We start from the raw sequence: 14,797 nt of genomic DNA on the forward strand, positions 1-14,797 counted from the left end.
ATGCAGGACCTGGAACAGAACATCCGCTTCATGCTGCTCGAAGTCACCAAGCAGATGGAGGGGACGCTCAAGGCGCTGGAAAGCCCGTCCGAGGCGGCCATCGAGAAGATCGAGAACCGCGACAACTACATCGACAACATGAAGAGCGTCATCGAGAACATCTGCTTCTCGCGCCTGCACGGCGGGGAGACGCTCTCCAAGCGCGGCGTGGACCGGCTGCGGGCCACGCACATCATCTCCAACAACCTGGAGCGGCTGGCCGACCACGCGGTCAACATCGTGCGCCAGACCCGCTTCCTGACCGACGGCGAGTTCATCAAGCGCTACGAGTACCGGCCCTTCTTCGACGAGATATTCTCCGCCCTGGAGAAGGTCTACGACGCGCTCTTCCGCCAGGACATGTCCCTGGCCTTCAAGATCTGCCTCTCGGAATCCAACCTCGACATGCTCTACAAGAAGCAGTTCGACCGCATCCTGAACGAGCTGCGCGCGGGCGTGGAGACAGGCAACCTGATCACCACGGTCTTCATCTTCCGCTACCTCGAGCGCGTGGGCGACGCGCTCCTGAACGTGGGCGAGGCGATCATCTTCTACATCCTGGGCGAGAAGTTCAAGATCCACCAGTACAACGCCCTGCGCGACACGCTGGCGGCCGCGGGGCGCGAGGTGCCCATCTCCGACGTGGAGTTCCAGTCCATCTGGGGCACGCGCTCGGGCTGCCGCATCGGCCGCGTTCGCGGCGGGCGCGACGGCGGGGCGGACTCCCAGGGCGTCATCTTCAAGGAAGGCGAGGCCAGGAAGCTCATCCAGGAGAAGATCAACATCGAGCGCTGGGACGAGATCATGCCCGGGCTTCCGCCGCGCATCGTGGCCCTGCGCGAGGAGGGGGCATCGGCCTCCCTGCTCCTCGAGTTCCTCTCCGGCTGCACCATCCAGGACATCGTCCTCGCGGGCGAGAAGCAGTACCTGGGCGACGCGCTGCTGCTCCTCGAGGAGACCGCCTCCGAGGTCTGGGAGTTCACCAAGCAGGACACGCCGGTCAACGCCGACTACATCGGCCAGTGCCTCTCGCGCCTGCCCGACGTCTACCGCCTCTACCCGGACTTCGACACCCCGGTGCGCATGATCGGCGAGGTCGCCATCCCCCCGCTCCGGGGCCTTTTGGGCGAGGCCCGGCAGCTGGACCGGGCGCTGGCCGCGCCGTTCTCGGTCTTCATCCACGGCGACTTCAACATCAACAACATCGTCTACGACCACGCCAACCAGCGCATCCACTACATCGACCTGCACCGCTCGGCCCAGAGCGACTACCTGCAGGACCTCTCGGTGTTCATGGTCTCCAACTTCCGGCTGCCCATCTTCGACGACGCGGCACGCGAGCGCATCCGGATGGTCATCTCCGAGATCTACAACTTCGGCCGGGAGTTCGCGCGCAAGCACGGGGACGCGACCTACGACGCGAGGCTCTGCCTCGGGCTCATCCGCTCGCTCCTGACCTCGGTGCGCTTCGAGCTGAACCGCAAGTTCGCCAAGACCATGTACCTGCGCGGCGTCTTCCTGCTCGAGAAGCTCGTGACATCCCACCGGCCGCCGGAGGAGTTCCGTCTCCCCCTGGACGCGCTGTTCATCGACTGAACCCGGCCTCGCCCGACGAAGACCGCCGGAGCGGACCCAAGCGCCAAGGAATGACAATGAAAAAAGTCGCGGTTGTCGGCATTCCCGGCGGCTGGTCAACGGAACGCCTGGTCAGGGCCATCGAGCAGCGCACGGGCTTCGGCCTGCTCGTGGACATGGGCAAGGTCCGCCTGGACCTGGACGGCGGAGGCGCCTTCTTCGGCGAGCACGACCTGACGCGCCTGGACGCGGTCATGGTCAAGAAGATCGCCCCCTCCTATTCGCCCAGCGCCTTGGACCGCATGGAGATCCTGCGCTTCGTGGAGCGCACGGGCGTGCCGGTCTTCTCCAAGGCCAGCAGCATCCTGCGCCTCATCGACCGCCTGTCCTGCACCGTGGGGCTCCGCGCCGGGGGCATCCCCATGCCGCCCACGACCATCACCGAGGACGTGGAGGAGGCCATGGCCGCGGTCGAGGAATACGGCCGGGCCGTGTTCAAGCCGCTCTTCTCCTCCAAGGCGCGCGGCATGACGGTCATCGAGCCCGGACCCGAGATGCAGGAGCAGATCGAGGACTTCAAGGCCGAGGGCAACCCGGTCATGTACATCCAGAGGATGGTGGAGCACCGCGGCCTGGACCTGGGCGTGACCTTCATGGGCGGCGAGTACGTGGCCACCTACGCGCGCAAGGGCTCGGGCACCTCGTGGGACACCACCACGCGCACGGGCGGCAAGTACGTGGCCGTGACCCCGTCCAAGGAGATCATCGACCTGGCCGCAAAGGCCCAGGCCCTGTTCGACATGGCCTTCACCTGCGTGGACGTGGTGGAGACGCCCGAGGGGCCGGAGATCTACGAGGTCTCGGCCTTCGGCGGGTTCCGCGGGCTGCTCGAGGCCTGCAACCTGGACGCGGCCGCCATGTACGCCGACTTCGTGCTCGGGAGGATCGCATGAACCAGGCCAGGACCCCGGACAGCGTGGCCGAGCTGGCCGCCGCCTGGAAGGCCCGCCACCCCGTCGTCGGAACCGTCTTCCTGCGCTTCGCGGACACCCGCGTGGCCGTGCATTCCAACTCCGAGGCCCTGCTTGAGGCCCTCTCGACCTACTACCGCGACTTCCCGGGCGAGCCCGCCGCGCCGGGCGAGGCCGAGATCGAGGTCACGGCGCTCGAGTGCCCCGCCCCGGACCTCGGGCTGGCCTACAAGCCGAAGCCCCTGGAGCCGGGCAAGAAGAAGGTCAAGGAGGAGTTCGTGGACCTCGCGGACGGGCGCGTGGTGCGCAAGCGCCTCACCGGCCTCGTCTTCCTCTTCGGCGGCGGCGAGAACCTGGCCCTGGGGCCGTGCCTGGAAAACGACAACCAGATCGTCAACTTCATCAACAACCGCCACATCGAGCGGCTGATCAAGGGCGGCTGCCTGCTCTTCCACGCCTCGGGCGTGGCCCTCGGGAACCGGGGCATCTCCATGGCCGGGTTCGCGGGCATGGGCAAGTCCACCCTGTCGCTCGCCGTCATGCGCCACGGCACGGACTTCGTCTCCAACGACCGGGTCATGGTCGAGCGGGCGACGGACGGCGGGCCCGAGACCCTGCGCATGCACGGCCTGGCCAAGATGCCGCGCGTGAACCCCGGCACCGTGCTCAACAACGACGCCCTCACGCCGGTCATCCCGGCCGCGGAGCGCTGCCGCTTCGAGGCCCTGCCCGCCGCCGAGCTCTGGGACCTGGAGCACAAGTACGACGCCTTCATCGACGAGTGCTTCGGGCCGGGCAAGTTCCGCCTGAGCTGCCCGCTCTCCGCCCTCGTGCTGCTCAACTGGACGCGCACGGACGATCCCCTGAGGATCGCGCGCATCGACCTGCGCCGCCGCCGCGACCTCATGCCCGCGTTCATGAAGGAGCTCGGCCTGTTCTTCGAGATGGACCGCGACGCGAGCCTGCGCGACTTCTCCGCGGACGCCTACCTGGCCATGCTCGACGGCTGCCCGGTCTACGAGTTCTCGGGCGGCGTGGATTTCGAGGCCGCGGCCGAGGCCTGCATGGACATCCTGCGCGGCTGAGCCCCCTGTCCCGGCCGCGGCAGCCCCCGGGGAGCCGTCGCGGCCTTTTTTCCGACCGTCCGGGATCCTTGCCGTCCCGAAAGGACCGCGCGGCAGGCCTGGAAGGGGCAAAAATACGATCTTCCCCCCATATGCTTGCGCACCCGGCGCATAATATGTCACTGAGGCGCCATGCGGCCGGACCTCGGGTTTCGGCCGTTTGGCAGCCACATACGGGGGAACGGTCGTGGACCCGCTGCTCATCATGTTCATCTTCGTCGCGCTGACGCTCGAGGTGCTGGTCCTCTACGCGGCGTACGACAAGGGCCGGCGCAGGCTGGAACTCAGGCGCATCGCCGTGGACCGCTTCTGCCGCCAGGCCGAGCAGCGCGCCGAGGCCATCTCCAAGGCCAACGACGAGGCCAGGAAGAAGATCGAGGAGCTGACCGTGAAGCTCTCGGGCCTCAAGCTCGAGGCCGGGGGATTCTGAGTTCCATGGAATTCGCCGTCCTCTTCGTGGTCATCAGCGTGGTCCTGGTCAGCGGCTTCGCCATCCACAGCCGCATCAAGAGCTGGATCGAGGACAACGAGGAACGCCTCGCCCAGGCCGAGGAGGAGGCCAGCCACATGCTGGCCGGGATCCTCGCGGAAAAGCGCGAGATCGAGGGGCGGCTCGCGGAGCTGGAAAGCCAGATATCCCTGGCCGCCTGGAGCAAGGCCGACACCCCGCCCACGGCCGCGGAGGCCGCCAAGGCGGCCGCCCGCCAGCGCCCTCCCCTGACCGCCGAGGAGCGCAACGCCCGCCTCTCGCGCTGGCTGCTCAAGAACAACAAGGTCAACCTGGAACAGCTCGGCAAGGCCTCCCGGCTCATCGGCCAGATCGGCAACGACGTGGTGGAGACCTGCCTGCTGCTCCACTTCATCGACGCCGAGACCGCCAGGGCCGCCTTCAATTCGCTTTAGCCTTGCCGCCGACGCGCCCCGCCGTTACGCTTCCGTAACCATCGGCGTGGCATGATGCCCGCTCGGCCCGGCACACGCACCCACGCGTTCACGCATTCACGCAGCCGCGCATTCATCGGGAGCCCGCATGGCGCAGAAGATCCGCATCACCAAGTCCGCCACCGTCCCAAGCGAGGTCAAGCTGGAGCGCTACCGCCGCTCGCCGGACCTCGGCCCGCGCGTCCTCTTCTTCAGCGGCGGCACGGCCCTGCGAGCGCTCTCCCAGGAGATCATCGAGTACACCCACAACTCGATCCACATCATGACCCCCTTCGATTCCGGGGGCTCCTCGGCCAAGATCAGGGCCGCCTTCCGCATGCTCGCCGTGGGCGACATCAGGAACCGCCTCATGGCCCTGGCCGACCGCAGCCTCAAGGGCAACCCGGAGATCTTCGAGCTCTTCGCCACCCGCCTGCCCAAGGAGGCCCCGGAGGCCGAGCTGTGCGCGCGCCTCACGGCCATGATCCGGGGCAAGGACCGCCTCATGGCCGCTGTCCCGGACCCCATGCGCAAGATCATCCGCAACCATCTGCAGTTCTTCCTCGACAAGATGCCCGCGGACTTCGACCTGCGCGGGGCGAGCATCGGCAACCTCATCCTCACCGGCGGCTTCTTCAACCAGCAGCGCCACATCGACCCGGTCATCTACCTCTTCACGCGTCTCGTGGAGGCCCGCGGCACGGTGCGCCCCGTGGTCAACCGGGACGCCCACCTGGCCGCCCGCCTGGCCGACGGCAGCGTGCTCGTGGGCCAGCACCTGATCACCGGCAAGGAGAGCGAGCCCATCGCCTCGCCCGTGGCCGACGTCTGGATCACCAACGACCCGGCGGACCCGAAGCCCATGGAGCTGCCCATCCGGGCCAAGATCAGCAAGCTCATCACCTCGGCGGAGCTCATCTGCTACCCCATGGGCTCCTTCTACAGCTCCATCATCGCCAACCTCCTGCCGCAAGGCGTGGGCGAGTCCGTGAGCCGGGCCGACTGCCCCAAGATCTACGTGCCCAACACCGGCCGCGACCCGGAGATGAAGGGCCTCACCGTGGCCGGCGCCGTGAGCGAGCTCTTCCGCCGCCTGGACGCGGGCTGCGACGCGCCCGCCCCCCGCGACCGGCTGCTCAACTTCGTGCTCGTGGACAGCAGGAACGGCGACTACAACGGCCCCATCGAGGTCCAGAAGATCAGGCGCTTCGGCGTGGAAGTCATCGACGCGGAACTCATCACGCCCCAGTCCGCCCCCTACCTCGACCACACCCTCGTCCTGCGCCACCTGCTCTCCCTGACCTGAGGGCTGCCACCTTTTTCGACAACCTCCACTGCAGGGCGCTCAAAAAGCGTCGGATGCAAGGCGCGAGAAAAGCCCAGGCCCGAAGCGTATTCCGCATACGCGAGGGTCTGGGCTTTCCGCCGCGACGTCGCAGACAGTGCTTTTTCAGCACCCTGACCAGGGAGGGCTCCTCGCCCTCCCTGGACCCTCCCCGCAAGGGGTTACCCCTTGACCTCTTTCGCATTCGGCCCCCGGGGCAATGGACACGCGCCGCCTGGGCGTGGAAGGCCGAAAGTCGACGGGAGCCTCCGGCTCCCGTCACGCCCGACGACACCCCCAAGGGTGCTCAAAAAGTGCTGGATGCAAGGAGCAAAAAAAATCCGGGTCCGAAGCGTATCTCCATACGCGAGGGCCCGGATTTTTTGCGGCGACGCCGCAGACAGCGCTTTTTCAGCGCCCTCGCACTACAGCATGGCGTTCTTGCGGGCCAGGACGAACTCGACGGCCTCGTCCGGGGTGCGCACCTTGCCCTCGATCTGGGCCTGGAGCAGCGCGTCGCGGATGAGTCCGATGGCCGGTCCCGGCGTGAGGCCGGTGCACTCCATGATCTCCTTGCCGTTCAAAAGCGGCTCGGACATCTCCTCCGGAGTCTTGGCCTTCTCGAGCATCTTCACGTTGTGATTGAAGTTGGTGTAGTTGCCCTCGCGCGCTTTGATGTCCGCGCGGGCCATCTCCACCAGGCGCGGGTACTCCTCGAGCGCCATGAAGCGGCGCGCGCCGCGCTCGGTGAGCATGTACTGGAAGCGCATGTGGTGGCGCACCAGGTGGCAGATGAGGTCCATCTCCTCGGGCGGCAGGCGCAGGCGGCCGAGGATCTTGCGCGTGACCTGGGCGCCCACGCGGTGGTGCTGGTGGAAGTGCCACTTGTCGTCGAAGTATTCGGCCGTGAAGATCTTGCCGATGTCGTGGAACAGGCAGGCCAGCGTGCCGTACCAGTCGAAGGGCAGCTCCTCGGGATAGCGGCGCATGACCTGGATGACGTGGTCGAAGACCGACTCGTCCACCCCGGTCTCGTTCTTGATGTGGCGGAGCCTCGTCAGGGCCGCGATCTGCGGCAGCAGGCCGTGCAGGATCATGGAGTCGAAGAGCAGCTGCACGAAGCGCCACATGCTCTCGGCCTCCACCTTGCGCCACTCGTCCATGATGTCCGTGACCGGCACGTAGTCCAGGATGCGCTGGGCCGAACGCACGATGGCCACCCAGGTGTTCTCCTCGATGGGCAGGTCGTAGTTGGCCGCGAAGCGCAGCGCCCGGATGCCGTAGAGCAGGTTCCGCTTGAGCGTCAGCCCGGGCTCGCCGGACAGCCGCACCCGGCCCTCGCCCATGTCCGCGAAGCCCTCGTAGAGGTCAGCGGCCCTGGGGATGTAGGGGCAGGCGAGGCTCGACCTGTCCTTCTTGCGCGACTCCATGCGCTTTTGCAGGCGCGGCGTGGTCTTCACCAGCAGCGCCTCGGGGTGCGCGGTCTCGAGCAGGTTGACCTCGTGGAAGCGGAAGGTCGTCCCGGCCTCCTCGATGACGGCGATCTCCCCGTCGCCCTCGGAGCAGGCGGCGTTGGGGAAGAGCTTCACCAGATCGTCGAAGAGCATGTCCGTGGCGATGTCCACTTCGCGCTCGCCCTCGTCCCGCTCGAGCTCCACCTGGAAGCGCGAGTTGATCACGTAGGCGTCGAATCCGTTGCGCAGTATGGTCTTGCAGACGGCGACAGCATCCTTGAACGGCTGCGTCATGCGAATGTCTCCTTGCGGTGAAGGGCCCTGGCGGCCCATGACGGGGCCCGGGGCGGGCGGCCCTCGGCGCCTGCGCGCGTGCGGTCCTTCCCCCTCGGCGGCCGAGACACTAGCAGAACTCGGCCCGGAGCAAAAGGCCCGCCGAGCGGGCTCAGGCCTCGGGTTCCTCCCTCCCGGCCGTGGCCAGGAGCCAGACGCCGAAGAGGATCATGGGCAGGCTCAGGATCTGGCCCATGGTCACCCAGCCGAAGGCCAGGTAGCCGAGCTGGATGTCCGGCTCGCGCACGAACTCCACCAGGAAGCGGAACAGGCCGTAGAAGATCAGGAACAGCCCGGAGGTGGAGCGCACCGGCCGCTTCTTCCCGGACCACAGCCAGAGGATGGTGAACAGCGTCACGCCCTCGAGCAGGGCCTCGTAGAGCTCGGACGGATGCCTGGGCACGAGCCCGGCCAGCGGGTCGCGGAAGACCACGCCCCAGGGGAGCGTCGTGGGCTTGCCCCACAGCTCGCCGTTGATGAAGTTGCCGATGCGGCCGCAGAACAGCCCGATGGGCGCGAGCGGGGCCACGAAGTCCGTGACCGCGAAGAAGCGGACCTTCTCTTTGCGCGCGAACCACCACATGCCGATCACCGTGCCGATGAGCCCGCCGTGGAACGACATGCCGCCCCGCCAGACCTCGAAGAGCCTGAGCGGATTCTCCATGAACACCGGGAAGTCGTAGAACAGCATGTAGCCGACGCGCGCGCCCACGAGCACGCCGAGCGCCAGGTACCAGACCAGGTCGTCCATCTGGCGGGCGTTAATGGGCGCCCAGGGCCGCCGCGTGCGCATGCGGCCGAGGATCCAGCCCGCGGAGATGCCGATGAGGTACATCAGGCCGTACCAGCGCACGGCCAGCGGGCCGATGTGCACGGCAACGGGGTCTATGTTCGGCTGAAAGATCATCCTGCCTCCTTGCGCCGCACCTTCTACCCTCCGAGCCGCGCCATGTACAGGCCGAAGGCCCTGCCCGCGGCCGCGCGCCGCCTCTCTCCCGCCGCCTGCGCGGAAAAATCATGCGCTCGTCACACACGAGCGCCCGGACGGCACGGTCCCGTCACGTGCCCTGCCTAGAACCGGGCAAACCAGCGGCAGGCCATGCCCTGGGCCCGCCGCGCCCGGAGAGCGCAATGAAGATCGACCTGCACGTCCATTCCCGCCATTCCACCCGGCCCTCCCAGTGGGTGCTCCAGAAGATCGGCTGCCCCGAAAGCTTCACCGACCCCCGCGCCATCTACCGCACCGCCCGCGAGCGCGGCATGGACATGGTGACCGTCGCAGACCACAACACCCTGCAGGGTGCCCTGGAAATCGCCGAACTGCCCGGTACCTTCCTCAGCGTGGAGATCACCTCCTACTTCCCCGAGGACGGCTGCAAGGTCCACGTCCTGGCCCTCGACATCGCCGAGTCCCAGTTCGCCGAGATCCAGCGCATCCGCGAGAACGTCTTCGACCTCTCGGCCTTTCTCCGCGCGGAAAACATCACCCACGTCTGCGCCCACCCGCTCTTCGGCGTCAACGACCGCCTGACCACCGACCACGTGGAGCAGCTCCTGCTGCTCTTCAAGAACCTGGAGATCAACGGCGCGCGCGACGACACCGCCAACCGGGCCGTGCGCCTGATCGCGGAAAAGCTCACGCCCGGGGACATCGAGCGCATGGCCGAGCGCCAGAACCTCGCGCCCACCCACCCCGAGCCCTGGAAGAAGAACCTCACCGGCGGCTCGGACGACCACGGCGGACTGAACATCGCCCGCATCCACACCGAGGTCCCGGGCGCGAAAAGCCTCCCGGACTTCCTGCGCGGCATCGCCGAGGGCCACGCCGTGCCCCGCGGCGAGCCCGCCCGGCCCGAGACCATGGCCCACAACCTCTACGCCATCGCCTACCAGTTCTACCGCACCAAGTTCGGACTGGACCGCTACGTCAACAAGGACATCTTCCTGCGCTTCGTGGACCGCTGCCTCTCCGAGGACGAGACCCGCGCCACCACCGTCGTGGAGCGCCTGCAGGCCTTCTGGACCACGCGCCGCTACCTCTCGCGCAGGAACCAGAACTCCGGCACCGTGCAGGACATCTGCCGCCGCGAGGCCGCCCGCCTCATCTGCGACGACCCCGAGCTGCACCACATCGCCATGTCCACCGGCCCCATGCCCGGACAGCGCGGCCAGCTCTGGTACCGCTTCTGCACCGGCGCCACCAACAAGGTGCTGCGCCACTTCGCGGACAGCCTCCTGACCCACCTCTCCGGCGGCAACCTCTTCGACGTCTTCCACACCATCGGCTCGGCAGGCGCCCTCTACACCGTGCTCGCCCCCTACTTCCTGGCCTACACCCTGTTCAACGACGACCGCGTCTTCAGCGCCGAGGTGCTCCACCGCGCGCTCGGCCACGCCCCGAGCCGCGAACCCAAGGTCGCCCACTTCACCGACACCTTCTACGAGGTCAACGGCGTGGCCAAGACGCTGCAGCAAAGCGTCGCCCTGGCCCGGCGCACGGGCAAGGACATGACCATGGTCACCTGCTCGCCCGACCGCCCGGACGAACACCCCGGCGTCAGGAACTTCAACCCCATCGGCGTCTTCGACCTGCCCGAATACCCGCAGCAGAAGGTCTTCTACCCGCCGGTCCTGGCCATGCTGCGCTTCGCCTCGGAGCAGGACTTCACCCACATCCACACCGCCACGCCCGGGCCCATCGGCCTGGCCGCCCTGCTCATCGCCCGGCTCTTCAAGCTGCCCATCCACGGCACCTACCACACCCAGATCCCCCAGTACGCCCGCCAGCTCACCGGCGACACCGCCATGGAGGACATGGCCTGGAAATACACCATCTGGTATTATAGCCAGATGGACCTGGTCTACGCGCCCTCCCAGGCCACGGCCGACGAGCTGGCCGAACGCGGCCTGGCGCGCGAAAAGATCGTCCTCTACCCGCGCGGCGTGGACACCGAGCTCTTCCACCCCTCGCGCCGCAACGGCTTCCTCAAGCGCTACGGCCTCACGCGCGGCACCACCCTGCTCTACGTCGGCCGCATCTCGCGCGAAAAGAACCTCCACCTCCTGGCCGAAGCCTACGACGCCCTGCGCCGGGAGATCGACGGGCTGCACCTCGTGGTCACCGGAGACGGCCCGTACCGCGCCGAAATGGAGGAACGCCTCGCCGGAACCGGCGCCGTGTTCACCGGCGTGCTCGACGGCGAAGACCTCGCCGCCTGCTTCGCCTCGGCCGACGTCTTCGTCTTCCCCAGCGCCACCGACACCTTCGGCAACGTCATCCTCGAGGCCCAGGCCTCGGGCCTGCCCGTCATCGTCAGCGACTGCGGCGGCCCCCACGAGAACATGGTCCCCGACTCCACCGGACTCGTCACCCGCGCCAACGACCTCGCCGACCTCACCCGCGCCGTGAAAAGCCTCGCCGCCGATCCGGCACGCTGCACCGCCATGGGCGCCGCCGCCCGCCGCTACACCGAATCCCGCACCTTCCGCCACGCCTTCGACGAGACCTGGAACTTCTACAGCCGCGCCGGATAGGCGGGGGAACAGAGCTGCCTCCGGCGGCCAGGGAGGGGGCTGCGCACCCCCTCCCTGGACCCTCCCTGCGCCAGGCTGAGCCTGGACCCCCTTCGCATGCGGCACGACAGACGACCGGGCAGAGGCCGCCTGGGCGTGGGGGGCCGCAGGACAGGAGTGCCGGGATTTTCGCGTGAGCCTCGCTGCGCTCGGACCACGCGAAAATCCCGGGCACAGTTGCCGTCGGGGAGGACTCCCCGAACCCCTCTCCTCTGTATGAAAAGTTTGTTTTGATTTCTCCCCCCTCTCCTTTGCCCTGGGCCTTCAGAGGCGCTCGTCGGTGCTTCCGGGGGCAAAGGAGATGCGGTCGGGCCGGATTTTTCGGCTTCCGCCGTCCCCGGCGGAGGGCGAAAAAAACGGCCCGGTCTTCCGACCGAGCCGACGCACGCGACAAGCCTCTCCCCTGCACGATCCTTCCACGCCCAGGCTGCCTTCCGTCCGTCCTGCCCAAGCCTCGCGTGCGAAGCGGGTCAAGGGGTCACCCCTTGCGAGGGTGGGTGCAGGGAGGGGCGAGGAGCCCCTCCCTGCCCGCCGGAGGCGATCCTTATCCCTCTCTCTATCCGAAGAGTTTGATGTCCGCGCCGAGGACGCCGACGATGGTCTCGCCGCGCATGACGGGCGCGGAGACGGTGAGGCAGTAGTCGCCGGAGGCGTCGGAGACGTAGATGGAGGAGAGGTAGGCGTCCTGGTTTTCGATGGCGCCGGTGAACCAGGGGCGGGAGGACCAGTTCTTGCCGCGTGCGGAGGCGGCGTCCTTGAGGTGGACGTCGCGCGCGGGGATGTTGGCGGTGATCTGCCTGCCCGAGGCATCGGTGAGGTAGAGCAGTTCGAGGAAGGGCAGCTGATCCACGTAGCGGCGCATGGCCTGTTCGGCGCGGCCGGGATCCATGGCGGCGATGTCGGGGTTGTGGATCATGCGTTCGACCTCGGCGAGCACGGTGCCTTCGGAGATGATGCGGAAGACGCCGCCGAGCTTGACGAGTTCCTGGATCTGTCCGTCGAGCTTGTGGATGGAATCCAGGGCCGAGGTCATTTCGCGGGCGGTTTCGCCGGAGAAGCCTGCCAGGGTTTCCATGGAGTGGGCGACCTCGTCGCTGGCCACGGACTGCTGGGTGCTGGCGGCGGCGATGGCGCGCATCTGGTCCGAGGTGCCGTTGGCCAGGTCGAGGATGCCGGAGAGCATGTCGCCGGACCTTCCGGAGAGGTCCTCGGCTCGTTTCACGGCGCTTGAGGCCTGGCCCATGCTTTCGAGGCTCTTGGAGGTGCCGTTCTGGATGCCGCGGATGACGTCGTCGACCTCCTTGGTGGCGGACATGGTCTTTTCGGCCAGCTTGCGCACCTCGTCGGCGACCACGGCGAAGCCGCGTCCGGCGTCACCGGCGCGCGCGGCCTCGATGGCGGCGTTGAGCGCCAGGAGGTTGGTCTGGTCGGCGATGTCGGAGATGACGGTCATGACCTTGCCGATGCTTTCGGCCTTGGTGCCGAGCTGTTCCATGTCGGAGCGCAGGCCGTCCATGACGCCCGCCAGGGTGCGGATGGCGGAGACGGACTCGGTGACGACCTCTGCGCCCTGCTGGGCCATGGTGCGGGTGCTCTCGGCGGAATCCGAGGCGGCCTTGGCGTTCTTGGCCATCTCGGCGTTGGTGGCGTTCATCTCCTCCACGGCGGCGGCGGCGCTTTCCACGCGGCCGCGCTGGGTCTCGGCGCCGGAGCTGACCTTTTCGGTCTCGCGGGCCAGGGAGGCGGCGAACTCGGTGATGTTGGCGGAGACGCTCTTGAGGGTGGCGGCGGCCTCGCTCATGCTCTTGCCCACGACCTGCTGGCGTCGCGCGGCGCGGTCGGCCTTGGCCTCGGCGGCCTTGTCGGCGGCCTGCCAGTCGGCCTGGCAGCGCTGCGCCTCTGCCAGGCGCTCGTCGGAGGCCTTTGCGGCGGCGGCGAGGCTGGCCACGGCGGCGCAGACCGGGGCCAGGGGGCCGGTCGCGGGCAGGGCGGCGGTGTCTGCCTCGCCCCGCGCGGCGGCCGCCAGGGGCGCCAGGGTGGCGGCCAGGGCGCGCGCCACGAAAAGCCGGGCGAGAAGCCCGGCGGCCACGGCCAGGAGCACGACGAGCCCGGCCACGGCGGGCGCGGACAGTCCTGCGGGCAAAAACCAGGCGGCGAGCCCGGCGAGCAGAGTGAACAGGACGGCAACGGCCGCCGCGACAACGGCAGGATTCATGGTATGCTCCGATGGCGGGAAAAATGACAAAAAAAGAATAAAACTTTGGACCCCTCAGGAAGAAATTTGATTAATCGTTCTCTTTTGTCAATCTCCTTCTTTTTTGTAGAGTCGTGTGCCCCTCTGTCCGTACCTGCCGGTCCCTGCCCTCGGCGCGGGGCCGCAAATGCGCGCTCCTGCTTGACGCGCCGCTCCTGCTCGGGTAGAGCGACCAATATATCAACAAACATTGATTCAAAATATGTCAATAGTTCAATACAACAAGGCCCTGGCCGATCCCACGCGCGTGCGCCTGGCGGCCATGCTGCTGCGCCACGAGCTGAACGTGGGCGAGCTGGTGGAGATCCTCGGCCTGCCGCAGTCCAGCGTCTCGCACCATCTGCGCATCCTGGCCGAGGCCGGGCTGGCCGAGGCGCGGCGCGACGGCCTGTGGGCCTTCTACCGCGCCGTGCGCACGGGCCCCGGCGCCGCGTTCCTGGCGGCCCTGGCGCCGTTTCTGGGCGGCGGGGATCGTGCTGGTGCGGACGCGGACGCCTCCGAATCCGCGGGCGAATTTACGGCCGATCTGGCCGCGGCCGCGCGCGTGCTCGAGGCCCGGCGCGACGCGGCCCGCCGCTTCTTCGACGCCCACGCCCCGGACTGGCCGGAGCTGCTGGCCGAGGTCCTCGGCGGTTACGACCTCACGGCCCGCATCCGCGAGCTCATGCCCGACTGCGGCACGGCCGCGGACCTCGGCTGCGGCACCGGGCTCATGCTGCCCGTGCTGCACGAGAAGGCGGCGACGGTCATCGGCGTGGACCATTCGCCCGCCATGCTGGCCCGCGCCCGCGAGCGGCTGCGCGAGGCCGCTGGCCGGGGCGGCGCGGATCCCTCGTGGACCAGCCTGCGCGTGGGCGAGCTGGAGCATTTGCCGCTGCGCGACGCGGAGGCGGACTGCGCCCTGCTGTGCATGGCCCTGCACCATCTGGCCGAGCCCGCCGCGGGCCTGGCCGAGGCGGGCCGCGTCCTCGCGCCGGGCGGATGCCTCCTGCTGGTCGATTTCGCCAAGCACGAGCGCGAGGCCATGCGCACCCGCCACGGCGACCTCTGGCTCGGCTTCTCCCTGGAAGAGCTCGGCGCGTGGTGCGCCGCGGGCGGGCTCACGGTCGCGGACAGCCGCGAGGAGCCCCTTCCCGGCGGCCTGGACCTGCGCTTCGTGCGCATCCGGAAGACCCCGAAAAACCCGTAAGACACCGCAAGAGACCGCAAGGTACCCCAACCAACGCAAA

The 14,797-nt window shown here is 68.1% G+C and carries 11 protein-coding genes; 8 read left to right on the forward strand and 3 right to left on the reverse strand.

Annotated features, from left to right (window positions below):
• The 6 genes from DSX2_RS09820 (at nucleotide 1) to DSX2_RS09845 (ending at nucleotide 5,936) form a co-directional block, all read left to right on the forward strand.
• The gene (locus DSX2_RS09820) at nucleotides 1-1,635 is read left to right on the forward strand and encodes a PhoU domain-containing protein (protein WP_020880874.1); all 1,635 of its coding nucleotides are present in this window, start codon (nucleotides 1-3) and stop codon (nucleotides 1,633-1,635) included.
• Between the two features lie 56 nt (nucleotides 1,636-1,691).
• Complete coding sequence (locus DSX2_RS09825; RefSeq protein ID WP_020880875.1) at nucleotides 1,692-2,567, forward strand: GAK system ATP-grasp enzyme; 876 nt, start codon at nucleotides 1,692-1,694, stop codon at nucleotides 2,565-2,567.
• Nucleotides 2,564-3,670, forward strand: a complete 1,107-nt coding sequence (locus DSX2_RS09830) for an HprK-related kinase B (RefSeq protein ID WP_020880876.1) — start codon at nucleotides 2,564-2,566, stop codon at nucleotides 3,668-3,670. Before DSX2_RS09825 ends, DSX2_RS09830 begins: the two co-directional genes overlap by 4 nt.
• A 226-nt stretch (nucleotides 3,671-3,896) precedes the next feature.
• Nucleotides 3,897-4,139, forward strand: a complete 243-nt coding sequence (locus tag DSX2_RS09835; RefSeq protein WP_020880877.1) for a hypothetical protein — start codon at nucleotides 3,897-3,899, stop codon at nucleotides 4,137-4,139.
• A gap of 5 nt (nucleotides 4,140-4,144) precedes the next feature.
• Nucleotides 4,145-4,612, forward strand: a complete 468-nt coding sequence (locus DSX2_RS09840; RefSeq protein WP_020880878.1) for a hypothetical protein — start codon at nucleotides 4,145-4,147, stop codon at nucleotides 4,610-4,612.
• A 127-nt stretch (nucleotides 4,613-4,739) separates the two neighbouring features.
• Nucleotides 4,740-5,936: a GAK system CofD-like protein gene (locus DSX2_RS09845; protein WP_020880879.1), complete on the forward strand. Its 1,197-nt coding sequence runs from the start codon at nucleotides 4,740-4,742 to the stop codon at nucleotides 5,934-5,936.
• Nucleotides 5,937-6,379: 443 nt separating this feature from the next.
• Here DSX2_RS09845 and DSX2_RS09850 read toward each other — a convergent pair whose 3' ends face one another.
• The gene (locus tag DSX2_RS09850) at nucleotides 6,380-7,702 is read right to left on the reverse strand and encodes an HD domain-containing protein (protein ID WP_020880880.1); all 1,323 of its coding nucleotides are present in this window, start codon (nucleotides 7,700-7,702) and stop codon (nucleotides 6,380-6,382) included.
• Nucleotides 7,703-7,853: 151 nt separating this feature from the next.
• Nucleotides 7,854-8,648 carry a prolipoprotein diacylglyceryl transferase gene (gene lgt / locus DSX2_RS09855; RefSeq protein WP_020880881.1) on the reverse strand — a complete coding sequence of 265 codons (795 nt, stop codon included), beginning with the start codon at nucleotides 8,646-8,648 and terminating at the stop codon, nucleotides 7,854-7,856.
• A gap of 224 nt (nucleotides 8,649-8,872) precedes the next feature.
• Between lgt and DSX2_RS09860 the strand changes: the two genes are divergently transcribed.
• Nucleotides 8,873-11,275, forward strand: coding sequence for a glycosyltransferase (locus tag DSX2_RS09860; RefSeq protein ID WP_020880882.1), 2,403 nt, complete (start codon nucleotides 8,873-8,875; stop codon nucleotides 11,273-11,275).
• 595 nt (nucleotides 11,276-11,870) lie between these two features.
• On the opposite strand, the gene DSX2_RS09865 is transcribed toward DSX2_RS09860, so the two are convergent.
• A complete protein-coding gene (locus tag DSX2_RS09865; protein ID WP_020880883.1) occupies nucleotides 11,871-13,529 on the reverse strand; it encodes a methyl-accepting chemotaxis protein in 1,659 nt (552 codons plus the stop codon).
• Between the two features lie 241 nt (nucleotides 13,530-13,770).
• Between DSX2_RS09865 and DSX2_RS09870 the strand changes: the two genes are divergently transcribed.
• Nucleotides 13,771-14,757: a metalloregulator ArsR/SmtB family transcription factor gene (locus DSX2_RS09870; protein ID WP_020880884.1), complete on the forward strand. Its 987-nt coding sequence runs from the start codon at nucleotides 13,771-13,773 to the stop codon at nucleotides 14,755-14,757.
• Nucleotides 14,758-14,797 lie beyond the last annotated feature (40 nt).

Origin of the sequence: Desulfovibrio sp. X2 (assembly GCF_000422205.1) — a bacterium.
In the GTDB taxonomy this organism is placed as follows: domain Bacteria; phylum Desulfobacterota; class Desulfovibrionia; order Desulfovibrionales; family Desulfovibrionaceae; genus Alkalidesulfovibrio.

Bases quoted from the DNA above. Each gene is read 5' to 3' on its own strand.
- DSX2_RS09820 (WP_020880874.1), top strand. From the start codon at position 1: ATGCAGGACCTGGAACAGAACATCCGCTTCATGCTGCTCGAAGTCACC.
- DSX2_RS09825 (WP_020880875.1), top strand. From the start codon at position 1,692: ATGAAAAAAGTCGCGGTTGTCGGCATTCCCGGCGGCTGGTCAACGGAA.
- DSX2_RS09830 (WP_020880876.1), top strand. From the start codon at position 2,564: ATGAACCAGGCCAGGACCCCGGACAGCGTGGCCGAGCTGGCCGCCGCC.
- DSX2_RS09840 (WP_020880878.1), top strand. From the start codon at position 4,145: ATGGAATTCGCCGTCCTCTTCGTGGTCATCAGCGTGGTCCTGGTCAGC.
- DSX2_RS09845 (WP_020880879.1), top strand. From the start codon at position 4,740: ATGGCGCAGAAGATCCGCATCACCAAGTCCGCCACCGTCCCAAGCGAG.
- DSX2_RS09850 (WP_020880880.1), bottom strand. From the start codon at position 7,702: ATGACGCAGCCGTTCAAGGATGCTGTCGCCGTCTGCAAGACCATACTG.
- lgt (WP_020880881.1), bottom strand. From the start codon at position 8,648: ATGATCTTTCAGCCGAACATAGACCCCGTTGCCGTGCACATCGGCCCG.
- DSX2_RS09860 (WP_020880882.1), top strand. From the start codon at position 8,873: ATGAAGATCGACCTGCACGTCCATTCCCGCCATTCCACCCGGCCCTCC.
- DSX2_RS09865 (WP_020880883.1), bottom strand. From the start codon at position 13,529: ATGAATCCTGCCGTTGTCGCGGCGGCCGTTGCCGTCCTGTTCACTCTG.
- DSX2_RS09870 (WP_020880884.1), top strand. From the start codon at position 13,771: ATGTCAATAGTTCAATACAACAAGGCCCTGGCCGATCCCACGCGCGTG.